General features: G+C 72.5%; 18 protein-coding genes. 8 read left to right on the plus strand and 10 right to left on the minus strand.

What is annotated here, in order from left to right; all coding sequences use genetic code 11:
• Nucleotides 1–116: 116 nt before the first annotated feature.
• Nucleotides 117–1340 carry an arginine deiminase gene (locus ACZ4N5_RS13680; RefSeq protein WP_467757274.1) on the minus strand — a complete coding sequence of 408 codons (1224 nt, stop codon included), beginning with the start codon at nucleotides 1338–1340 and terminating at the stop codon, nucleotides 117–119.
• Between the two features lie 164 nt (nucleotides 1341–1504).
• On the opposite strand from ACZ4N5_RS13680, the gene ACZ4N5_RS13685 reads away from it, so the two are divergent.
• Entirely contained in the window at nucleotides 1505–2584 is a 1080-nt protein-coding gene (locus tag ACZ4N5_RS13685; RefSeq protein WP_467757424.1) for an SPFH domain-containing protein, read from the plus strand.
• Nucleotides 2581–3474: a hypothetical protein gene (locus ACZ4N5_RS13690; RefSeq protein ID WP_467757275.1), complete on the plus strand. Its 894-nt coding sequence runs from the start codon at nucleotides 2581–2583 to the stop codon at nucleotides 3472–3474. The genes ACZ4N5_RS13685 and ACZ4N5_RS13690 overlap by 4 nt, the downstream gene beginning before the upstream one ends.
• Nucleotides 3475–4206: 732 nt before the next feature.
• On the opposite strand, the gene ACZ4N5_RS13695 is transcribed toward ACZ4N5_RS13690, so the two are convergent.
• The 3 genes from ACZ4N5_RS13695 to ACZ4N5_RS13705 form a co-directional block, all read right to left on the minus strand.
• On the minus strand, nucleotides 4207–6750 hold the full coding sequence (locus ACZ4N5_RS13695) for a polynucleotide kinase-phosphatase (RefSeq protein ID WP_467757276.1): 2544 nt from the start codon (nucleotides 6748–6750) through the stop codon (nucleotides 4207–4209).
• Entirely contained in the window at nucleotides 6747–8228 is a 1482-nt protein-coding gene (locus ACZ4N5_RS13700) for a 3' terminal RNA ribose 2'-O-methyltransferase Hen1 (RefSeq protein ID WP_467757277.1), read from the minus strand. The genes ACZ4N5_RS13695 and ACZ4N5_RS13700 overlap by 4 nt, the downstream gene beginning before the upstream one ends.
• Nucleotides 8229–8522: 294 nt before the next feature.
• A complete protein-coding gene (locus tag ACZ4N5_RS13705) occupies nucleotides 8523–9146 on the minus strand; it encodes a TetR/AcrR family transcriptional regulator (RefSeq protein WP_467757278.1) in 624 nt (207 codons plus the stop codon).
• 108 nt (nucleotides 9147–9254) lie between these two features.
• Between ACZ4N5_RS13705 and ACZ4N5_RS13710 the strand changes: the two genes are divergently transcribed.
• Together ACZ4N5_RS13710 and ACZ4N5_RS13715 are read left to right on the plus strand one after the other, a co-directional pair.
• Entirely contained in the window at nucleotides 9255–9968 is a 714-nt protein-coding gene (locus ACZ4N5_RS13710; RefSeq protein WP_467757279.1) for an SDR family oxidoreductase, read from the plus strand.
• Between the two features lie 236 nt (nucleotides 9969–10204).
• A complete protein-coding gene (locus ACZ4N5_RS13715; protein WP_467757280.1) occupies nucleotides 10205–11128 on the plus strand; it encodes an LLM class F420-dependent oxidoreductase in 924 nt (307 codons plus the stop codon).
• A 317-nt stretch (nucleotides 11129–11445) separates the two neighbouring features.
• Here ACZ4N5_RS13715 and ACZ4N5_RS13720 read toward each other — a convergent pair whose 3' ends face one another.
• The 4 genes from ACZ4N5_RS13720 to ACZ4N5_RS13735 form a co-directional block, all read right to left on the minus strand.
• A complete protein-coding gene (locus ACZ4N5_RS13720; RefSeq protein ID WP_467757281.1) occupies nucleotides 11446–11925 on the minus strand; it encodes a DUF6099 family protein in 480 nt (159 codons plus the stop codon).
• Nucleotides 11926–12118: 193 nt separating this feature from the next.
• Entirely contained in the window at nucleotides 12119–12451 is a 333-nt protein-coding gene (locus tag ACZ4N5_RS13725) for a nucleotide pyrophosphohydrolase (protein ID WP_467757282.1), read from the minus strand.
• Nucleotides 12448–13605, minus strand: a complete 1158-nt coding sequence (locus tag ACZ4N5_RS13730; RefSeq protein WP_467757283.1) for an AAA family ATPase — start codon at nucleotides 13603–13605, stop codon at nucleotides 12448–12450. Before ACZ4N5_RS13730 ends, ACZ4N5_RS13725 begins: the two co-directional genes overlap by 4 nt.
• A 227-nt stretch (nucleotides 13606–13832) precedes the next feature.
• Nucleotides 13833–14222, minus strand: a complete 390-nt coding sequence (locus tag ACZ4N5_RS13735) for a cell division protein SepF (protein WP_387202222.1) — start codon at nucleotides 14220–14222, stop codon at nucleotides 13833–13835.
• Nucleotides 14223–14397: 175 nt separating this feature from the next.
• Here ACZ4N5_RS13735 and ACZ4N5_RS13740 point away from each other — a divergent pair, with 175 nt between their 5' ends.
• The 4 genes from ACZ4N5_RS13740 (at nucleotide 14398) to ACZ4N5_RS13755 (ending at nucleotide 17683) form a co-directional block, all read left to right on the plus strand.
• Nucleotides 14398–14817: a TOBE domain-containing protein gene (locus ACZ4N5_RS13740; RefSeq protein WP_467757284.1), complete on the plus strand. Its 420-nt coding sequence runs from the start codon at nucleotides 14398–14400 to the stop codon at nucleotides 14815–14817.
• Nucleotides 14818–14983: 166 nt separating this feature from the next.
• Nucleotides 14984–16657, plus strand: a complete 1674-nt coding sequence (locus ACZ4N5_RS13745; RefSeq protein WP_467757425.1) for a hypothetical protein — start codon at nucleotides 14984–14986, stop codon at nucleotides 16655–16657.
• 121 nt (nucleotides 16658–16778) lie between these two features.
• Nucleotides 16779–16886, plus strand: coding sequence for a hypothetical protein (locus ACZ4N5_RS13750; RefSeq protein ID WP_467757285.1), 108 nt, complete (start codon nucleotides 16779–16781; stop codon nucleotides 16884–16886).
• Nucleotides 16887–16891: 5 nt separating this feature from the next.
• Nucleotides 16892–17683, plus strand: coding sequence for an SDR family NAD(P)-dependent oxidoreductase (locus ACZ4N5_RS13755; protein ID WP_467757286.1), 792 nt, complete (start codon nucleotides 16892–16894; stop codon nucleotides 17681–17683).
• A 279-nt stretch (nucleotides 17684–17962) separates the two neighbouring features.
• Here ACZ4N5_RS13755 and ACZ4N5_RS13760 read toward each other — a convergent pair whose 3' ends face one another.
• Nucleotides 17963–19222 (minus strand): vWA domain-containing protein, encoded by a 1260-nt coding sequence (locus ACZ4N5_RS13760; RefSeq protein WP_467757287.1) that lies wholly within the window; start codon nucleotides 19220–19222, stop codon nucleotides 17963–17965.
• Entirely contained in the window at nucleotides 19219–20481 is a 1263-nt protein-coding gene (locus ACZ4N5_RS13765; RefSeq protein WP_467757288.1) for an AAA family ATPase, read from the minus strand. The genes ACZ4N5_RS13760 and ACZ4N5_RS13765 overlap by 4 nt, the downstream gene beginning before the upstream one ends.
• Nucleotides 20482–20755: the final 274 nt, after the last annotated feature.

Raw genomic sequence — 20755 nt, forward strand, 5'->3', positions numbered from 1 at the left:
CGGACGCTTGGAATTCTATACGACGCTCAGCATTTATATGCGGCCTTGCGTTCGACTCCGTGGCCCACTCGGAAGTTCGGCCCCCCACGGCGGCCCCCACGACACTCCGACGGGGCCTACACGGGATCCCGTTCGACGGGGCAGCTCATGCAGCGCGGGCCGCCCCTCCCCCGGCCCAGCTCACTGCCCGGGATCTCGATCACCTCGATGCCCTGCTTGCGCAGATGCGTGTTGGTGGTGGAGTTCCGCTCGTAGGCGATGACGACGCCCGGCTCGACGGCGAGGACGTTGCAGCCGTCGTCCCACTGCTCCCGCTCGGCCGCGTGCACATCCTGCGTGGCGGTCAGGACACGGATCTCGTTGAGGCCGAGCGCCGCGGCGATGGCGCGGTGCATGTGCTCCGGCGGATGGTCGGTGACCTTCAGCTCCTTGTCCCCCGCGCCCGGTTCGATGGTGTACGAGCGGAGCATGCCGAGCCCGGCGTACTGCGTGAAGATGTCGCCGTCGACCATCGTCATCACGGTGTCGAGGTGCATGAGCGCCCGCCGCTTGGGCATGTCGAGCGCCACGATGGTGCTTGCCGAGCCCGCCGCGAACAGCTTGTGCGCGAGCATCTCGACGGCCTGGGGCGTCGTCCGCTCGCTCATGCCGATGAGCACCGCGCCGTTGCCGATGACGAGCACGTCGCCGCCCTCGATGGTGGACGGGTAGTCCACCTGCCCCTCCGACCAGAGATTGAAGCCCTCCTCACGGAAGAGGGGGTGGTGCCGGTAGATCGCCTCGAAGTGCACGGTCTCGCGCTGCCTGGCCGGCCAGCGCATGGCGTTGATGGAGACCCCGTCGTAGATCCAGGCGGAGGTGTCACGGGTGAAGAGGTGGTTGGGCAGCGGCCGCAGGAGGAAGTCGTCGAGGTCCATGACGTGGAAGCGCACGGAGGTGGGCTCCGCGTGCGTGTCCAGGAACTCGCGCTTGGTCATGCCGCCGACGAGCACGGACGCCAGCTCCGGGGCGGGCAGGGTCTCGAAGGCGGCCCGGAGATGGTCGGTGGCGAGCGGCCCGTACTCCTTCTCGTCGAAGACCCGGTCCAGGACGAGCGACCTGGCCGCCGGGATCGCCACGGTCTCGGCGAGCAGGTCGCCGAAGAGGTGGACGGTGACCCCACGGTCGCGCAGCACGTCGGCGAACCCGTCGTGTTCCGCGCGCGCCCGGCGGACCCACAGCACGTCGTCGAAGAGGAGCGCGTCCTTGTTGCTGGGGGTGAGCCTTTTGAGCTCGAGATCGGGCCGGTGCAGGATGACGCGGCGCAGCCGCCCGGCCTCGGAGTCGACATGGAATCCCATGTGTCCATCCTGACCATCCGGACGCCTGTTCACCCGCGGATCGCCCGAGCCGCACCGCATTCATTTCGTCCCCTTGACGATAAGCAGGCCGCCCCGTTATCGTCCTAGTGACGACAATGAAGGACGAGGAGTCGCCGGGACCGCCCGGTGACGAGGGGGTACTCATGGCCGACATCACGCGACGCCTCGGCTGGCGCCATCTGCGCGGGGCGCCCACCGCCCACGTCCGGCACCACATGTCGGGACGCCTGGTCCACGACGGCCCCGGACTCAGCTTCTGGTACCGCTCACTGACCGCGGCGCTCTCCGAAGTCCCGGTCGACGACCGCGAGTTGGCGATGACCTTCCACGCCCGTACGTCCGACTTCCAGGACGTCGCGGTGCAGGCGACCGTCACCTACCGGATCAGCGACCCCGCGGTCGCCGCCTCCCGCATCGACTTCTCCATAGACCCCGACTCCGGCGCCTGGCGCGGCACCCCGCTGGAGCAGCTGGGCTCGCTGCTGACCGAGACGGCCCAGCAGCACGCGCTCGACGTGCTGGCCCGTACGTCACTGGCGTCCGCCCTGGTCGACGGCGTCGCGGCGGTACGGGAGCGGGTCGCGGACGGCCTCGCCGCCGAACCCCGGCTGCCCGCGACCGGCATCGAGGTGGTCGCCGTGCGGGTCGTCGCGCTGCGCCCGGAGCCCGAGGTGGAGCGGGCCCTGCGCACCCCCGCCCGCGAGCAGATCCAGCAGGACGCGGACAAGGCGACGTACGAACGCCGGGCGGTCGCCGTCGAGCGGGAGCGTGCCATCGCCGAGAACGAACTCGCCAGTCAGATCGAACTCGCCCGGCGCGAGGAGCAGTTGGTCGACCAGCGCGGTACGAACGCGCGCCGCGAGGCCGAGGAGCTCGCGGCGGCGGACGCGGTGCGCGCCGGGGCGGAGGCGGCCCGCACGGTACGGCTGGCCGAGGCGGAGGCCACGCGGTCGCTGCGGCTCGCCGAGGCGGAGGCCACCCGGAAGGTGCGGCTCGCCGGGGCCGAGGCCCAGGCGGCACGTGAAGTCGGCGCGGCGCGGGCCGAGGCGCAGGCGGCCTGGCTGCGGGTCCACGGCGACGTCGACGTCGTCACGCTGCACGCACTGACCGGCACCCGGCTCGCGGAGAACCTGCCGCGGATCGAGAACCTCACCGTCTCGCCCGACGTCCTCACCGGGCTGCTCGCCAAGCTGGGCAACGGGGCCGCCGGGGACCCGGCGTGAGTCTCGCGCCCCGGGTCGTCCTCGTCCACCGGACCACCGAGTACGAGGAGTTGACGGCCCGGCACGGCACGCACGGGCAGGCGGCGTTCTTCCTGTCCTCCCGCGGCCGGGACATCGCGGAGGTGGCCGAACGGCACCGGCGGACCCGCGAGGCGCTCGCCGCGGTCGTGTCGGCCATTCCGCTGACCTGGCGTCAGGCACGGGTGGAACGGGCCGACTTGGACCGTTTCCTGTTCGCGCCGGAGGACGTGGTGGTCGTGGTCGGACAGGACGGACTGGTCGCGAACGTCGCCAAGTACCTGGTGGGTCAGCCGGTGGTGGGGATCGACGCCGACCCCGGACGCAATCCGGGCGTGCTGGTGCGGCACCGGCCCCAGGACGCGGGCGCGCTGCTCGCCTCGGCGCACGGGGGCAGCGCCGAGGAGCTGACCATGGTCGAGGCGGTCGCGGACGACACCCAGCGGCTCGTCGCCCTCAACGAGATCTATCTGGGGGCCGCGGGCCATCAGACGGCCCGGTACCGGCTGGGGCTCGACGAGTACGGGGGTGCCGTCGAGCCCCAGGCCTCCTCCGGGGTGCTGGTGGGCACCGGGACCGGGGCCACCGGCTGGCTCCGCTCGGTCTGGCAGGAGCGGGGCGGGGGGCTGCCGCTGCCGGGGCCCACGGACGAACGCCTGCTCTGGTTCGTCCGCGAGGCCTGGCCGTCGCCGGCCACGGGCACCTCGCTCGTGGCCGGCGAGCTCACGGCGTCCGGTCGGCTGTCCCTCACCGTGGAGTCGGACCGGCTCATCGCGTTCGGGGACGGGATGGAGGGGGATGCGGTGGAGCTGATGTGGGGGCAGACCGTGCGGGTGGGGGTGGCCGGGGTTCGGCTCCGGCTGGTGGGCTGAGGGGCCTGGCGGCCCCCAGCCCCAGCCGTCGCCGGCCCCCGCCGGGCCCCGGGGCCCTGGACCGGGTCCTGCCCCGTCGGCAGCGGGCGGCCGTTGCCCCGTCCCCGGGGGCGCCGTGTCCGGCAGGGGTGTCGCTGCCCCGGGTGGGGCGGTGGGCGTATCCCTGCCGGGGGTGCTCGGGTGCGGCCCTGGCGGGGGCTGGGCCCCGCCGGGGCGGGCCGCGGCGGGGGCGGGCCGCGGTCCGGGCATCGCCGTGCCCGGCCGGGGCCTCGCTGCCCCAGGCGGGGCTGTCGGCGGCTCCCTGCCGGGCCCGGGGGTGGGGCGTTTGACTGCGGCCCCAGTGGGGGCCGGCCGCCGCCGGGGGCGGGGCGTTTGACTGCGGCCCCGGTGGGGGCCGGCCGCCGCCGGGGGCGGGGCGTTTGACTGCGGCCCCGGTGGGGGCCGGCCGCGCAGTTCCCCGCGCCCCTTACAGGGCGCCCTGGTCGGCCCCGGCCGAAAAGTGCACGCCCGGACGCCCGCAGCCCGGAATCGCTCGGCTGCAGCCCCGGTGTGGGCTGGGCGCGCAGTTCCCCGCGCCCCTATCGGGGCGCCCTGCCCGGCGCGGGCCGGGCACGCCAGTCGCTGCGCCCCTGACGGGGCGCGGGGTGCCCCCACTCGAGGAATGCCCCTTTGCCGCAGGCCCGTGCGGCAAAGGGGCCGGCCGTTCTCCGCGCCCTTTAAGGGGGCTCCCCGCTACAAGCGGGGGTCGACCGGTTCGGATTCCAGGGAGAGGATGCCGAACACCGCTTCGTGGACGCGCCACAGGGGCTCGCCCTCGGCCAGGCGGTCCAGTGCTTCGAGGCCGAGCGCGTACTCGCGGAGGGCGAGCGACCGCTTGTGGTTGAGGAAGCGGCCGCGCAGCCGGGCGAGGTTCTCCGGGCGGGTGTACTCCGGACCGTAGATGATCCGCAGGTACTCGCGCCCCCGGCATTTGATGCCGGGCTGCACCAGTCGCCCGTGACCGCCACGCACCACCGCGCCGACCGGCTTCACGACCATGCCCTCGCCGCCGCGGCCCGTCATCTCCAGCCACCAGTCGACGCCGGCCCGCACCGACTCCGGGTCACCGGTGTCGACGTAGAGCCGCCGGGTGGTGTGCAGCAGTCCGCTCCCGTCGTGCTCCACGAGCCGGTCGATCAGGGCGAGCTGCTCGTCGTGCGGCAGCGCGGCGAGGCTGCGGCCCTGGACGGCCAGGATCTGGAACGGTGCGAGGCGGACGCCTTCGAGGCCGTCCGTCGTCCAGCAATAGCGGCGGTACGCGTCCGTGAACGCCTGTGCGTCCGCGGCCCGTTCACGCTGGCGCGTCAGCAGGTCACCGACGTCGACGCCCCGCGCCGCCGTCCCTTCGAGCGCGGTCAGCACTCCGGGGAACACCGCGCCGGACGCGGCGCCGACAGCGGCGTACTGACTGCGCAACAGCCCGGACGCCTTCAGCGACCACGGCATCAACTCGGCGTCGAGCAGTATCCAGTCGGTGCCGAGCTCCTCCCAGAGTCCCGCCTCGGTCGCGGCGGAGCGGACCCGGCCGAGGATCTCCTCGGTGACGTCGGCGTCGTCGAAGAAGGGGCGGCCGGTACGCGTGTACAGCGCCCCGGTAGGACCGTCGACGCCGAACCGCTCGCGCGCCGCGCCCGCGTCCCGGCAGACCAGGGCCACCGCGCGCGACCCCATGTGCTTCTCCTCGCACACGACCCGGGCGACCCCGTCCTCCTGGTACTGGGCGAACGCCTCGGCCGGGTGCTCCAGATAGCCCTCGACGTGCGAGGTCGCGGTCGGTGCCATGGTCGGCGGGAGGTACGGGAGCAGCCGGGGGTCCACCGCGAAACGGCTCATGACCTCCAGGGCCGCCGCCGCGTTCTCCTCGCGGACGGCCACCCGCCCGGCGTGCCGGGTCTCGACGGCCCGGCGGCCGTGCACGTCCGCGAGGTCGAGCGGACGGCCCTCGTGACCGCCCGGCGCCTCGGTGGCCAGCGGCTTGGTCGGCTCGTACCAGACCCGCTCGGCCGGGACGTCGACGAGCTCGCGCTCCGGCCAGCGCAGCGCGCTGAGCTTGCCGCCGAACACGGCACCGGTGTCCAGGCAGATGGTGTTGTTGAGCCAGGTGGCCGTGGGAACCGGGGTGTGCCCGTACACGACCGCCGCGCGGCCCCGGTAGTCCTCCGCCCACGGGTAGCGCACGGGCAGCCCGAACTCGTCGGTCTCCCCGGTCGTGTCGCCGTACAGTGCGTGCGAGCGCACCCGGCCCGAGGTGCGGCCGTGGTACTTCTCGGGCAGGCCGGCGTGGCAGACGACGAGCCGCCCGCCGTCGAGGACGTAGTGACTGACGAGCCCGTCGACGAACTCCCGGACCGTGGAGCGGAATTCGTCGCTCTCCCGGTCCAACTGCTCGATGGTCTCGGCGAGTCCGTGGCTGTGCTGGACGTTGCGGCCCTTGAGGTAGCGGCCGAGCTTGTTCTCGTGGTTTCCGGGCACGCACAGGGCGTTGCCCGAACCGACCATGGACATCACACGGCGCAGTACGCCGGGCGAGTCCGGGCCGCGGTCGACGAGGTCGCCGACGAAGACGGCCGTACGGCCCTCGGGGTGCACGCCGTCGACGTAGCCGAGCTTGCCGAGCAGGGTCTCCAGCTCGGAGGCGCAGCCGTGGATGTCGCCGACGATGTCGAACGGGCCGGTGAGGTGGGTCAGGTCGTTGAACCGCTTCTCGGTCACCACCGACGCGTTCTCGATCTCCGCGACCCCGCGCAGGATGTGCACCTTGCGGAATCCCTCGCGCTCCAACCGGCGCAGCGAGCGGCGCAGTTCGCGGGTGTGGCGCTGGATGACACGGCGCGGCATCTCGGCGCGGTCGGTGCGCGCGGCGTTGCGCTCGGCGCAGATCTCCTCGGGCACGTCGAGCACGATGGCGATCGGCAGCACGTCGTACTTCTTGGCCAGTTCGATCAACCCGCGGCGGCTCTCCTCCTGGACGCTGGTCGCGTCGACGACGGTCCGGCGGCCGGCCGCGAGCCGCTTGCCGGCGATGTAGTGCAGCACGTCGAAGGCATCGCCGCTGGCGCTCTGGTCGTTCTCGTCGTCGGCGACCAGGCCCCGGCAGAAGTCGCTGGAGATGATCTCCGTCCGCTTGAAGTGCCGTCGCGCGAACGTCGACTTGCCGGAACCCGACGCGCCGATCAGCACCACGAGGGAGAGATCGGTGACGGGCAGGACGCGCCCCAGGGTGGTCTGCTCGCTCATGCGGCCTTCTCCTCCTTCGCGGTCGGGCTGGGGGTGGCGGTGGCCAGGGTGAAGACGGCCATCTGGGTGGGTGGGCCGACCTCGGGATCGTCGAGGCCGACGGGGGTGAACTCCACGTCGTAGCCATGCCGTTCGGCGACCGTGCGGGCCCAGGAGCGGAACTCCTCGCGGGTCCACTCGAAGCGGTGGTCGCCGTGCCGGGAGTGACCGGCCGGCAGGGTTTCCCAGCGGACGTTGTACTCGACGTTCGGGGTCGTCACGAGGACGGTCCGCGGGCGTGCGGAGCCGAACACCGCGTACTCCAGGGCGGGCAGCCGGGGCAGGTCGAGGTGTTCGATGACCTCGCTGAGCACGGCGGCGTCGTACCCCTTGAGCCGGCGGTCGGTGTAGGCGAGCGAGCCCTGGACGAGCTGGACGCGCGCGGCCTGCCGCTCGCCCATGCGGTCCAGCTTGAGCCGGCGCGAGGCGATGGTGAGCGCGCGCATCGACACGTCGACCCCGACGATCTCGGTGAACCGGGTGTCCTTGAGCAGCGCATGCACCAACTGGCCCTGTCCGCAGCCGAGATCGAGGACGCGGCTCGCGCCGGACGCGTGCAGCGCGGCGAGGATCGCGTCCCGGCGCAGCACGGCCAGCGGCACCGGCTTCTCCTCGGTGTCGGTCTCCTCGTCGACCGCGTTGTCGATCTCCTCGACCTCGGTGTCGTCGGTCTCGGCGAGCCGGACGAGTTCGAGGCGCTCCATGGCCTCCCGGGTCAGCGACCAACGCCGGGAGAGATAGCGGCTGGTGATCAGCTTGTGCTCCGGGTGGTCCGGCAGCCAGCCCTCGCCCGCCCGCAGCAGCTTGTCGACCTCGTCGGACGCCACCCAGTAGTGCTTGGCGTCGTCGAGGACCGGGAGCAGTACGTAGAGGTGGCGCAGGGCCTCGGCGAGCGTCAGCCCCTCCGCCGCCAGTTCCAGGCGTACGTAGCGGGAGTCGCCCCACTCCGGGAAGTGGTCGTCGAGCGGCACCGCCTCGGCCGTCACCGTCCAGCCCAGCGGCTCGAAGAGCCCGCGGACGAGGTCGGCGCCGCCGCGTGCGGGCAGCGCGGGCACCTCGACACGCAGCGGCCTGGCCTCGGCCGGCAGCTCGGGCCGGGCCGCGCACTGGCCCTTCATCGCGCTGGAGAAGACGGCGCTGAGCGCCACGGCGAGCAGCGAGGACGCCGCGTACGGGCGGTCGTTGACGTACTGCGCGAGTGCCGCGTCGGGGGCGCCGCCGCGGCCCTTGCCCTTGCCCCGCCGGACCAGCGCCACCGCGTCGACCTCGAGCAGCAGCGCGGCCGTGCACCGCTCGACGGTCGCCTCGGGGTACAGCACATGCGCCGTGCCGTACGACGTCGAGAACGTTTGCGCCTTGTCGGGATGCTTGTGCAGCAGAAAGCCGAGATCGGTCGCCGGGCGCTCTGGGGTACCGGTGGTACTGATCGTCAGGAACACAGTGGGTCTGCCTCGAAACGTCTTCTGAGCTGCGGAATTGCAACGGGTCGCCCGACCGGTGCGCAGAGGTGCGCACGGGCCGGACGCCGATGGGCCGCAGCGTGGGCGAGCGTGCCTCGGCCGTCGCCGCTCCCGGCTCTCCCCCGGCCCCCGCAGCCGTGGCCACGCCGCGCCGCGGCCGACCGCAGGGGCGACGCCTGTCCTCGGCGCGCCCCCACAACGTACAGCGAACACCCCAGGTGGACCCGGGGTTTTTCGCCGCCCGCGGGGGCCCGCCGGGGGTGCGGCCCAGGGTCAGCCGGAGGTTTCCGACTCGCGCTGCGAGGCATCTCCGCGCCCGTTCAGGCCGGCGCTGTCGAGCAGGGTGGCGGCGGTCGCGAGGGCGAGGCCGTCCAGGCCCCGGCCCTGCATGACGGCCCGGACGCCCGATCCGTCGAAGGCGACGGTCAGTTGGCGTGCGAGGATCTCGGGGTCAGCGGCTCCACCGCGCTCCGCCTCCTGCCGGAAGAACGCGGTCAGCGCGTCCTTGCAGCGGCGGGCGACCAGGCTCGCGGGGTGATCCGGCGCCTTCAGCTCCGCGGTCACGGCCACGAAGGGGCAGCCACGGAAGTCCGGACGGTCGGCGAGCTCTTCGAGGCGCTCGAAGACGTGCAGAACCCGCTCACGCGGCGGCCGGTCGTCGTCGGGGGGCAGCAGGAAAGCCTGGTAGGCGGGCGCGCTGCGTTCCAGGCTCGCCGCCAGCACGTCGTCCTTGCTGTCGAACAACTGGTACATCGAGCGCTTGGACACCCCGGCCACCCGGCACAGCGCCTCGACGCCGACGCCGACGCCCTCGCGGTAGAAGAGCTCGGCCGCGGCGTCGAGCAGTCGGTCACGGGTCGGGGAGCCGGCGGTCGTGGTCGATGTCGCCTGTGTCATACCGCCCAGCCTACGTTCTTCGTTTGCTTCACGGAAACCGATCGGTTTACAGTACGGGCAGCGCAGGAAACCGATCGGTTTCCAAACGGTCCTCAAGAGGAGAAGCTCATGACCAGCATCGAAGGTTCGGTGGCGCTCGTGACGGGCGGCAGCCGCGGTATCGGCAAGACGCTCGTGGAGGCCCTCTACGAGCGCGGCGCCAAGAAGGTCTACGCGACCGCCCGCGACCCGCGGACCGTCTCCCACCCCGACGCGGTGCCGCTGGCGCTGGAGGTCACCGACCCGGCGTCGGTCGCGGCGGCCGCCGCACAGGCCCAGGACGTCACACTGCTGATCAACAACGCGGGCGCGACGGCCTCCACATCCTTCCTCGACTCCCCCGTCGAGGACATACGACGCGAATTCGACATCAACTTCTTCGGGCCGCTGCTCACCACCCGGGCGTTCGTCCCGGTCCTGGAGCGCAACGGCGGCGGGCACATCCTGACCGTCCACTCGGTGCTGTCGTGGGTCACGGTGCCCGGGGCCGACGGCTACAGCGCCGCGAAGGCCGCCCTGTTGTCCCAGAGCAACGCCCTGCGGCTGGAGCTCCAGCCGCGCGGCATCAAGGTCACCGGGCTGCACGTCGGCTACGTCGACACCGATCTGACCGCCGGCCTCGACGTGCCCAAGGTCTCCGCTCAGAGCGTCGCCGAGCAGGCCCTCGACGGGATCGAGACGGACGCCCACGAAGTCCTCGCGGACGCGCTCACCCGCCAGGTCAAGGCCGGCCTCTCCGGCGAGCTGAGCGCTCTGTACCCCCAGCTCGCCGGGCAGGAGTAGGCCGCCACGGGCCGCGCAGGCGGCGCTGCCCCAGGCCACCGCCGGCCGCGCAGGCGGAGCCGCCCCGAGCCGCCGCCGACCTCGCAGGCCGCGCTGCCCCGACCGCCCTGCGGGCCTGGCCGACGGAGTCGCCCCCACCCGCCGCGGGGCCCGTCGGCCATGACGCTTCCCGATCGGGAAAGGCGTGACAGCGGTTCGGCACGGGGCGCCTGTTGTGACCGGTGCATGATGGATACATGGATCTTCGAGTCTTCACAGAACCGCAGCAAGGCGCGACCTACGAGACGCTGCTCCGCGTCGCCAAGGCCGCCGAAGACCTCCATTACGGAGCCTTCTTCCGTTCTGATCACTATGTGCACATGGGGTCCGTCGACGGGCTCCCCGGTCCCACCGACGCCTGGATCACCCTGGCCGGCATCGCCCGCGAGACGAGCCGCATCCGCCTGGGCACCCTCATGACTGCCGGAACCTTTCGCTTCCCCGGCGTCCTCGCCATTCAGGTCGCTCAGGTCGACCAGATGTCGGGCGGCCGTGTGGAACTCGGCCTGGGCGCCGGCTGGTACGAGGCCGAGCACACGGCGTACGGGATTCCGTTCCCGAAGGAGAAGTTCGGCCGACTGGAGGAGCAACTCGCCATCGTCACCGGGCTGTGGGGCACACCGGTCGGCGAGCGGTTCAGCTTCGACGGGACCTACTACCAGCTCAAGGACTCGCCCGCGCTGCCCAAACCCGTGCAGGCGAAGGTGCCCGTCCTGATCGGCGGCCACGGGGCCAGGCGGACCCCTGCGCTGGCGGCGCGGTTCGGTGACGAGTTCAATATCCCCTTTGCCTCGGTTGCCGACACGGAGGCACAGTTCGGCCGGGTGCGCGCCGCTTTGCAACAGGCCGGGCGCAAGACCGACGAACTCGTCTACTCCAACGCCCTGGTGGTGTGTGTCGGGCGGACCGACAGCGAGGTGAGGCGACGGGCGGACGCCATCGGCCGCTCTGTCGACGAGCTGAAGGCCAACGGACTCGCGGGCTCTCCCGCGGAGGTCGTGGAGCGGATCGCCCAGTATCAGGCGGTCGGTTCGCAACGGATGTATCTCCAGATGCTCGACCTCGACGACCTGGACCAACTGGACCTGATCGCTTCCGAGGTGACGCCGCAGCTGGGCTGAGCGGTCGCGCGAGGCTCGCGGGCGGTCGGTCCGCTTCGCGGCCGCGGCCGACGCCGACCGGAGGGCCGTGGCTGCGGACGTGGCTGTGGCCGTGGCGGCGGGGGCCGTGGGTCGACGGTCGGCGGTCGGCCGGGATGCGGCCGGGGGTGCGGCGGGGGTGCGTATGGGGGGTGGGCCGGCCGGCCCGGCGTCGGACGTCGAGCGCCCAATTGCGCCTGCGCCTGCCACCGCCGGAGTGCCGCGTCACGAACACACGCATCCGCCGCCACCCGGCAAGGTGGTCGACGACCGTCAAACAGGAGAGCCGCTCGCCCCTCCTACCCCGCAGCCGAATCCCGTTCCACCACCCGTTTCTCGTCCCGCACCGCGAGTCGCCTCAGCATCTCCAGGACGCGGTCCCTGGACTCGTCCGCCGCGTCGATCGCCTCCATGCACTGCCAGTAGGTCCCCTCGTCGTCCGCCGCGCAGGCGATGCCGACCAGGGCTATGCCGACCTCCGCCAGCAGGCCGCCGAGGCAGAGCAGAGCCTCGCGCGCGTCGCCCAGCTCCGTGAGCTGGGCGGCCCGTAAGGCGCCGACGCCGAGGGCGTGGTTGCCGAGCACTCCGCAGCCGCGGCCCGCCAACTCGGTCAACCCGAGGGCCTCGCCCCGGAGTTCAGGAGGTCCGGACACGGCGAAGCGGCTGCCGATCGCCTGTGCCAGGGAATGCGCCTGCCACGCTTCCGCCATCACCTCCGGGGTGTCGCCGCTCTCCGCCAGGGCACGTCTGCTTGCCACGATGAGCCGCACCGCTTCCATGCGCTGCCCCCGTCTGTCCGACGCGCTCTCGCACGTCCGCCCGAACTCCCTTGTTCACTACCCAGAGTGAAGTCCCTTGAGACGAAAAGCCAGAGGAAGCCCGAAATCTGTGGACACGGAATCGCATCGGAACACCATGACGACTACGGAGAGTGGCAGATTCCTCTTTTCGTGCCGCGTGACGGTCGCCCCGTCAGGGACTCCCCGGCACCGGGAACCTCCGCTCGTTCCGGTCGATCTTGGCGTCCAGGGCCGCGAGCGGGTCGATGCCCAGCACCTCGCAGAACTGCAGCAGGTACGCGAGGACGTCCGCGACCTCGTCGGTGACACGGTGCGCGATGTCCTTGTCGTCCATGACGCGGGCCGACTCCTCCGGCGTCAACCACTGGAAGATCTCGACGAGTTCGGACGCCTCCACGCTCAGGGCGGCGACCAGGTTCTTGGGGGTGTGGAAAGGCTGCCAATTCCGCGCGGCCGCGAACTCGGCCAGTCTGCGCTGCAGCGTCGCTACGTCCAGTTCACTCACGGCGTCAGGTCTACCACCGTGGCCCCGGCCGCCCCGAACGCGTGCGCCCCGTCGCTCACCGCGCCCATCAGCCGGATGTGCCCCCGCTCGCACATCCGCGCCGCCAGCCGCACCAGCTCCCCGGTCTGCCGGGCGTCCAGTCCGCGGTCGAAACCGTCGGCCAGGACCGTCAGGGACTGGAACGCGGCCGGGACCTCGCCCGCCGGGTCGACCTCCAGGACGCCGGGCCCGGTGAGCAGCACCAGGGCCAGCGCGAGATACCTCAACTCGCCGTCCCCGAGCAGCCCGAGCGGCGTACGGACGCCGTCCCCGCGGTCGAGGAGCGCGCGGACCGTCCCGTCGCCGAGCACCTCGGCCAGGACGTCCGTGACCGTGCCCGCGCAGCCGGCGCGGACCGCGGTGACCAGGTGGGCGTAGCGGTGTCCGCACTCCGACCTGGTGCGCCACAGCACTTCGGCGAGGTTGTCGCAGCCGCGCAGCAGCAGCCCGGAGCCGAGCGGAACGGGAGCCCGCATGGAATTCGGGCTCGGATCGCAGACGTAGACGGAACGCAGCGCGAGCACCATCTGCTCGGCGGCCGCCAGGACTTGGCACTCGCCGGCGGTGCGCCCCGAGACGCGCAGGGGCAGCAGCGCGGTACCGAGGCGGTCGTCGGGGAGCGGGACCCGGGTCACGGCGGAGGAACCCCCGGTGTGCCAGGCCGCCTGGACGGACGGGCGGCCGGGGTCGCGCAGCGCCGTCTCCAGCAGGGTCTGCCCGCCCGCCGACAACCGCTCGCCCACGATGCGCAGTTCGGGTTCGGCCTGGACCGCGACATCAAGCCGGACCGGGCCTTCGGGTCCGTCCACCGTGCAGCCGATACGGAAGCCGCGGCGGTGCTGGGCGTCGGGCCGCGACCGCTCGGGCACACAGGTGACCGGGTCCGGGAAGACCTCCCGGAGCCCGGCACCGGAACCGAGCCGCGCCAGCGCCTCGTAGGCCCGCAGGGCGGCTGTCTTGCCGCTGCCGCTGGGGCCGGTGACGAGGGTGAGCGGTCCGAGCGGGAACCGGACGCGGCGATGGGTGGCGAAGGCGGCGAGCCGCAGCTCGGTGACGCCCGGACGGACGGGGCGCGCCTCCGCCGTCGTGGGAGCTTCCGGCGAGGACAGGGTCATATGCGGACGGTAGGCCTCCACCGCGAGGCGAACCGTTACACCCGGGGGACCTTCCTACGATCGGGGGAAGGGACCGCCCGATCCCGGGCCCTGGAACCCCGTCGGACCGTGACGGGAAGCCCCTTCGCGTCCCTGGCCGGGAACGCTCCCGAACCCGCAACCGGGAAGTCCGTCGGACGGCCGAGCGGGCCCCCGAGTCGCGGGAACCCCGAACCCGCCCCGCGAGGTCAGAGTCCGGGAACTCCCACGCCCTCCATCAGCCCCCGCACCTCGGTCCCCGGGGGCGTCAGCAGGAACACGTTCCGGTCGACCCGGTGCATACCGCTGGCGAGACCGAAGACCACGCCCGTACTGAAGTCCAGGACCCGCTTGGCGACCTCGGTCTCCGCGCCGGTCAGGTCGAGGAGGACGGGGATGCCGGACATCAGCGTCTCCGCGACGTCGCGGGCGTCCGCGAAGACATTGACCCGCAGGACCACGAAGCGGCGCCGCGTCTCGGTCTCGGCCTCGGGTATCGACCGGTGGCGGACCGCCGAGGGCCAGGCGTCCCGGCCTCGCAGCGGCACGACCTGGGCGAGCCCTTCCCACTGTTCATCGGTGACGTCGTGGCCGCTCATCGATCCACCCCGTCCTGGCTCGCACTCGTTGTCTGCACCGGGCAATTCTTACGCATGGTCACCCGTTCGGCCCAACAGCGACACGGTCCGCGACCCGGACGGGGAGGCGACGCGTGCGGCAAGCTACGTATACACGTCCATATCCATCACGGCGCACAGCAATCGAGGCCTCCTCATGAGCCTGAGCATCCGCAATCAGCTCCCCGGCACCGTCACATCCGTCACCCCGGGTGAGGTGATGGCGACGGTGAAGATCCGGCTCGACGCCGGTCAGGAGATCACGGCGGCCGTCACCCTGGAGGCCGTGCAGGAGCTCGGCCTGAACTCCGGCTCCACGGTGCGGGCCCTGATCAAGTCGACGGAGGTGTCCCTCGCGACCGGTCCGGTGAAGGGGCTGAGCATCCGCAACCAGCTGCCGGGCACGGTCACCGACGTCGCCTCCGGCGGCGCCATGGCCCGCGTCAAGGTCCAGGTCGCGGGCGGCGAGCTGACCTCCGCGATCACCAAGGACGCGGTCACCGAACTGGGTCTTTCGGCGGGTTCCGAAGTCGTCGCCCTCATCAAGTCCACAGAGGTGTCACTGTCCAACGCCTGACACGCGGACCGCCGAACGGGTGCTCTTACTGGCCTCATACCGGACTCTTCACGTCCCGTCGAGCGCCGCTCACGTGCGGGAATTAGCGTCTTGCGGCGTGTACTCGGCAGAAATCAAGCCGGCGCCCACCCGCCGGCAGGCCCCTTCGAAGGTCTCGCCCGGCGAGCTGCTCGCGCGGTGGAACCCGGACGAGGCGCCCGCGCAGTGGCACCGGCTCCTGACCCTCCTGGCCGACATCAGCCTCTTCATCGGTACGCGTCCGCTGTGGGCGCAGGCCGTGAGCCACCGGCTCCTCGTGGCCGCGATCGTCTCGCTCTGCTACGCCTCGATCCTGGTGACGGGCGTGCTGACTCTCGTGGTGCGCCGGGGCCGCTCGCTGGCGCGACTCGACCTCTGCGTCCTCGTGACCGCGCTGACGCTCGTCGTGTGCGGGCTGGTCATGAACCACCAGGGCAGCGACGAGTCGATCCTCACCACCCAGGCCGCCCACGAGTTCCTCGCCGGTCACCAGGTCTACGACCGTCCGTGGCCCTGGCTCTTCGGCCACGGCGTCGCCCTCACCGCGACGATGAACGGCGGTTACGACTTCACGTACGGCTATCCGCCGCTCGAGCTGATGCTCACCACGCCGCTGCTGTGGGTCGGACACGGCTCGGCCGCCGCGACGATGGTCAGCACAGGGGCCTTGATCGCGGGCACGGTCGTCATGTGGCGGATGCTGCCGGTGCCGTGGCGTTCCGCCGCGACCATCGCGTGTCTCGGCCTCGGTCTGCTGCCGACGTACGCACGACTGGGGTATCCGGCGATCCTCGCCTGCGCCCTGCTCATCCCGGTGGTCGTGGGCTGGCCACGGATGGGCGGCGGCGGACGCGGCGACATCGCGCGGGCGGCCTGCCTCGGGGCGGCCTGCGCGGCACAGCAACTCCCCTGGTTCCTAGCGCCGTTCCTGCTGGCCGGGGTGTACGCGCTGCGCCGCGGGGACCTCGGCGCGCGGGCGGCGGCGATCGCGGTGGGACGGATCGTCGGCATCGCCGCCACCACGTGGCTGCTGATCAACGCGTACTTCATCGTGAGCGAGCCGCGCGCCTGGCTCTCCGGGATCGCGCTGCCCCTCACGCAGGACGCGAACATCCATGGGCAGGGCCTCGTCGGCATCTCGCTGTACTTCACCGACGGCAGCGACCGCCTGACCTGGTACGCGCACGCGAGTCTGCTGCTGGCGGCGGGTCTGCTGGCACTGTTCGTACTGTTCGTACGACGGCTGGGACCGGCGGCGACCGTGCTGCCCTGGTGCGCGTTCTACGTGGCGACCCGATCGCAGGACGGCTACTACCTGCTGATGACGCCGCTGTGGGTGGCCGCAGCGATCACCGCGCCCTGGCAGTCCTTCAGGACCGCGTGGCAGCCGCGCCCCGCCTTCCTGCGCGGCCCGCACCGGCGCGGGGCCCGGGTGGCGGCGGTCGCCCTGCTGCTGGCTCCGACCGCGGCGGCGGTGAGCCTGGCGGCCACCGGGTCGCCGCCGCTGCGCATGCAGGTCGTCGACGCGCGCCGCACCGCCCACACGGTGACCGGCCTCAGCATCGGCGTCGCCAACCTCGGCGCCGCGGCCCTGAGCCCGCACTTCACGGTGACCACGGGCCAGGGCATGAGCCGCTACTGGTCGGTGACGTCCGGCCCGGCCACGCTGGCCGGCCACGCCTTCGGCCGTTACGAACTCCGGCCTCCCGACGGGAAGTTCCAGCTCCCACGGGCCGGCGTACGCGTGCGTCTGCGCGCCGTCTCGGCGTCGCCGATGACCCTGTCGAGCACGGACATCCACTTGACGCCGTCGCAGCCCTGAGCACTCCGACCCTCCCCGGTCGCACCCGCCCGGTCCGTCAACCGGTCACGACGACGGAGCGGGCGAACGAGCTGGGGCCGGCGCCGATTCGTGCGCTACCGGTGTTCGTCGGCACGGATACATGCTGGAATACCCCGTCGCCCGGCTGCAGGACGCGCGCATCACCCGGATCTGCGCCGGGGCCGGCGAGGCCATGAAGGTCATCATCGCCAAATCCCTGGGACTGTGATGTCGATGTCGAAGACGTCGGATTTCTCGCACCGCAAGGGTGCCGCGTTCGTCGCGGGCGGCACCGGCGGTATCGGCTCGGCCATCGTACGGATGCTCGCCGAGCGGGGCAGCGAGGTGGTGTTCACCTATCGCTCCAGCAAGGCGGCCGCCGACGGGCTCGCCGCGGAGATCACCGAGCAGTTCGCGGAGCAGGGCCGCCATGTGATGCCCCTGCGGCTCGACTTGACGGAGGAACAGGCCGTCGCAGCCGCCGTGTCCGAGGCGGCCGCGGCGCTCGGCGGACTGCACACCCTCGTCTACGCGTCGGGCCCGCATGTGCCGATGGTGCATCTGAGCAGGGTCACGCCGAGCCGGTTCCGGTCCCAACTCGACGCGGACGCTGGCGCGTTCTTCAACCTGGTACACCCGGCGCTGCCCCTGCTGCGGGAGAGCCGGGGCAGTGTCGTCGCCGTCACCACCGTGGCCACCCGCCGGTTCCCCGTCCGCGACGGTCTGTCCTCGGGCCCCAAGGGGGCGGTCGAGGCGGTCGCCCGCGCCCTGGCCGCCGAAGAGGGGCGCTACGGCGTCCGGGTGAACTGCGTCGGACCCGGCATGCTGACCGACGGCATCGCCGCCCGTCTGATCGACTCCGGCGAACTCGACGACGCGGCACTGGAGATCACCCGCCTCAACACCCCACTGCGCCGCTTCGGGACCGCGACGGACATCGCCGAGGCCGTGGTGTTCCTGGCCTCGGACCGCGCGGGCTTCATCACCGGGCAGGCGCTGGGGGTGGACGGGGGGTACAGCGTGTAGGGCATGCCCGACCGGCCGTACGACCCGAGTTCGGTAGAAGTCCCGCACGTACGACCCGAGTCCGGGCGAAGGCCTACACGTACGACCCGAGTCCGGGCGAAGCCCCACACGCACGAACCGAGTCCGGCCGAAGCCCCACACGCACGAACCGAGATCGGTAGAAGGCCCGCACGTACGACCGGGTTGCCCCACCCGCCGTACCGGCCGGGCCTGTCCGGCCCCTCGTACGGCCGGACTCGCCCCCGCTCACCGACCTGGGTCCGGGCCGCCCCGAGGGGTTCACCGGGTCGCCGGAGCCGGACCGATCTCGACCACGCGCGCCCAGGCGGGCGGCTGATCGGGAACGTAGTCGGGATCGTCCTCGTCCCATGAGTCGTCCGACCCCCCGCGGGGGAAGAGTCCCACGACCGTCCGGCACGGGGGTCGCGTTTCCGGCCAGGGGGTCTGCCCGTCGGTCAGGACCACTACGACATCGGGGCGCGGCCGGGCCCGTAGCGCCGCGGTGAATCCCGAGCGCAGGTCCGTACCGCCACCGCCCAGGAGCGGAATGCCCTCGGCACGGCACAGAGGGTGCGCGATCCCGGCCGCCGCGTCGCACGACACCACGGTGATCAGGTCCCGACGGCCGCCCACGGCACGGGAGATGGCGGAGACCTCCAGCAGCGCGGCGCCCAGTTCCGCGTCGCTGACCGACCCGGAGGTGTCGATGACCACCGAGACCCGCGGCGGTCTGCGGCGCAGGCTCGGCAGGACGACGCCGGGTACACCGGCCGAGCGCCGCGACGGCCGGCCGTAGGTGTAGTCCTCGCCCGCGCCGGGCCCCGAGGCCGCGGAGCGGACCGCGGCCCCCAGCAACTCCCGCCACGGCTGCGGCTGATGGAAGGCTTCCTCCGCCCACCGCTGCCATCCCGCCGGGCTCTTCCCGGGGCGGGCCTTGATGCCCTGCGCGACCCGGAACCGGACCGCGTCGCGTTCCTGCGCGCTGAGGCCGTGCGCGCCGTCCGGCCCGAGGTCCCATTCCCGTTCACGCCCGTCGGCGCCGCTGCCGCAGTCCAGCCAGGCCAGACTCTGCGTACGCGGCCCGAGCCGGAACTGACGGAGGTAGTCCTCCATGAGCTCCCCCGGGGGCAGGTGCAGGAACTCCGGCGTTATGGCGCCCTCGGGCCGGACGAGCCCTTCGCCGAACGCGTCGTCGTTGATCTCGCAGTCCGCGGCGATGTTCATCCGCAGCCGTTCACCCGGGCCGGTGAGTCCGCGCTCTCGGGCGACCCGTTCGCTGCGTCCGTGGTGGTCGCGCAGCAGGTGCGACACCTCGTGCACCCAGACGCCGGCCAGATCCTCGACGGGCGTGCGGTCCACGAACCCCGGCGAGACGTAGCACCGCCAGTGCCGGTCGACGGCCATCGTGGGCACCCACCGGGACTCGACGGTGTGCAGGGCGAACAGCGCCGTCGCCAGGTAGGGCCGGACCCGCGCGGCGTGCAGGCGGGCGGCGTAGAGCTTTTCGAGGTCCAGAGCCCCGGGCGCGCCCGCCGTCATCGTCCCGCCTTGGCGGCGACCGCGGTGCGGGCCGCCGCGTCGTCCGCGCGCCGGGACAGTGTCACCGCTCCGGCCAGCCGTTCGATGGACGCGGGAACGTCCCAGTCCTCCTGCCGCAGCGTCGCGAGCGTGGTCGCGGGTACGACCACCAGGTCCGGAGCGCCGGTGTCCAGCGCCCGGACGAGCAGGGCCCAGGCGGCGTCCCAGCGGGCCTTCTCGGGCCGCTTGCGGACCGCGGCCACCACTCCGTCGAGGACGGCCTGGCGCAGATCTCCCCGTTCGGGCAGGACTGCGCCTGCCGGGTCGGCGAGCAGGGTCTCGGGGTCGGGCAGGTCCATCCGGTCCACGCTCGCCAGCAGCTCCAGTCCCGGACCGTCCCCCACCGCGCCCCTGACCAGTAGGGAGAGCACCTCCCGGGAGGAGCCGGCGGCGATCGCGAAGGCGATCAGGTTCAGGGTCATCTCCCAGCTCCGGGGGGAGGGCCAGGCGCCGCCCCGGCGGGTCTCGCTGCTGGGCAGCCGGTGGACGAGTCCGGGGCGGGCGGCGAGGAGTCCGCACACCGCGCGGCGGGCGAAGTCCACGGCCTCCGGCAGTTTCCGCGGGTCGAGCCGTGGCAGGGTCGCGCGCGGCCAGGTGCCGCCGAGGCCGCGCACGACGACCTCGTGGTCGTGGACCCACTGCAGATGGACGAACCGGTTGGCCAGCGGCGGGCTCAGTTCCCAGCCGTCGGCGGCGGAGGAACGCGGGTTCGCGGCGGCCACGATCCTTACACCGGGCGGCAGTTGCAGGGTTCCGATGCGACGCTCCAGGACGAGGCGGAGCAGCGCTGCCTGAACTGCCGGGGGCGCGGTGGACAGTTCGTCCAGGAACAGCAGTCCCCTACCGGTGCGCACGAGTCGCACCGCCCAGTCCGGCGGGGCCATGGGCACGCCCTGTTCGGCGGGATCGTCGCCGAGGACGGGCAGCCCCGAGAAGTCGGAGGGCTCGTGGACGCTGGCGATCACCGTGGTCAGCGGCAGGTCCAGGGTCTCGGCGAGCTGGGTCAGGGCCGCCGTTTTGCCGATCCCTGGCTCACCCCACAGGAGTACGGGCAGGTCGGCGGCGACGGCGAGGGTCAGGGCCTCCAGTTGGCTGTCGGGACGCGGTTCGGTGCCGGTGTCGCGGAGCAGGGCCAACAGCGCTTCGGCGACGCCGAGTTGGGTGGCGCGGGTCGGGTCGACAAGAGCATCGGATTCGGCGAACGGGGTGCATGTGGGCATGTTTGATCACCTTTGGTTTCGTGGTGGGCCGCGCGGGCGCGGGGGGCATGGACCGCGCGGGGCGGTCAACTGTCGTTCAGCGAGCGGGCGACGAGCGGCTGGCCGCCGACAAGCGGTCAGCGGGCGACGAACGGCCAGTGGTCGAGAGGCGGTCAGCGGGCGAGAGGCGGTCAGCGGGCGACGAGCGGTCAGCGGGCGAGAAGCGGTCAGCGGGCGACCAGCGGCCGGTCGCCGACAAACGGTCAGCGGTCAGCAGTCAGCGGTCGATGAGCGG

This window comes from Streptomyces sp. NPDC026500, from assembly GCF_055567635.1.

Excerpts from the sequence above, each read along its gene's own strand:
- ACZ4N5_RS13735 (WP_387202222.1), bottom strand. The coding sequence starts at position 14,222 with ATGAGCGGCCACGACGTCACCGATGAACAGTGGGAAGGGCTCGCCCAG.
- ACZ4N5_RS13720 (WP_467757281.1), bottom strand. The coding sequence starts at position 11,925 with ATGGAAGCGGTGCGGCTCATCGTGGCAAGCAGACGTGCCCTGGCGGAG.
- ACZ4N5_RS13765 (WP_467757288.1), bottom strand. The coding sequence starts at position 20,481 with ATGCCCACATGCACCCCGTTCGCCGAATCCGATGCTCTTGTCGACCCG.
- ACZ4N5_RS13695 (WP_467757276.1), bottom strand. The coding sequence starts at position 6,750 with ATGAGCGAGCAGACCACCCTGGGGCGCGTCCTGCCCGTCACCGATCTC.
- ACZ4N5_RS13680 (WP_467757274.1), bottom strand. The coding sequence starts at position 1,340 with ATGGGATTCCATGTCGACTCCGAGGCCGGGCGGCTGCGCCGCGTCATC.
- ACZ4N5_RS13750 (WP_467757285.1), top strand. The coding sequence starts at position 16,779 with ATGCTGGAATACCCCGTCGCCCGGCTGCAGGACGCGCGCATCACCCGG.
- ACZ4N5_RS13710 (WP_467757279.1), top strand. The coding sequence starts at position 9,255 with ATGACCAGCATCGAAGGTTCGGTGGCGCTCGTGACGGGCGGCAGCCGC.
- ACZ4N5_RS13760 (WP_467757287.1), bottom strand. The coding sequence starts at position 19,222 with ATGACGGCGGGCGCGCCCGGGGCTCTGGACCTCGAAAAGCTCTACGCC.
- ACZ4N5_RS13755 (WP_467757286.1), top strand. The coding sequence starts at position 16,892 with ATGTCGAAGACGTCGGATTTCTCGCACCGCAAGGGTGCCGCGTTCGTC.
- ACZ4N5_RS13730 (WP_467757283.1), bottom strand. The coding sequence starts at position 13,605 with ATGACCCTGTCCTCGCCGGAAGCTCCCACGACGGCGGAGGCGCGCCCC.
- ACZ4N5_RS13740 (WP_467757284.1), top strand. The coding sequence starts at position 14,398 with ATGAGCCTGAGCATCCGCAATCAGCTCCCCGGCACCGTCACATCCGTC.
- ACZ4N5_RS13715 (WP_467757280.1), top strand. The coding sequence starts at position 10,205 with ATGGATCTTCGAGTCTTCACAGAACCGCAGCAAGGCGCGACCTACGAG.
- ACZ4N5_RS13685 (WP_467757424.1), top strand. The coding sequence starts at position 1,505 with ATGGCCGACATCACGCGACGCCTCGGCTGGCGCCATCTGCGCGGGGCG.
- ACZ4N5_RS13705 (WP_467757278.1), bottom strand. The coding sequence starts at position 9,146 with ATGACACAGGCGACATCGACCACGACCGCCGGCTCCCCGACCCGTGAC.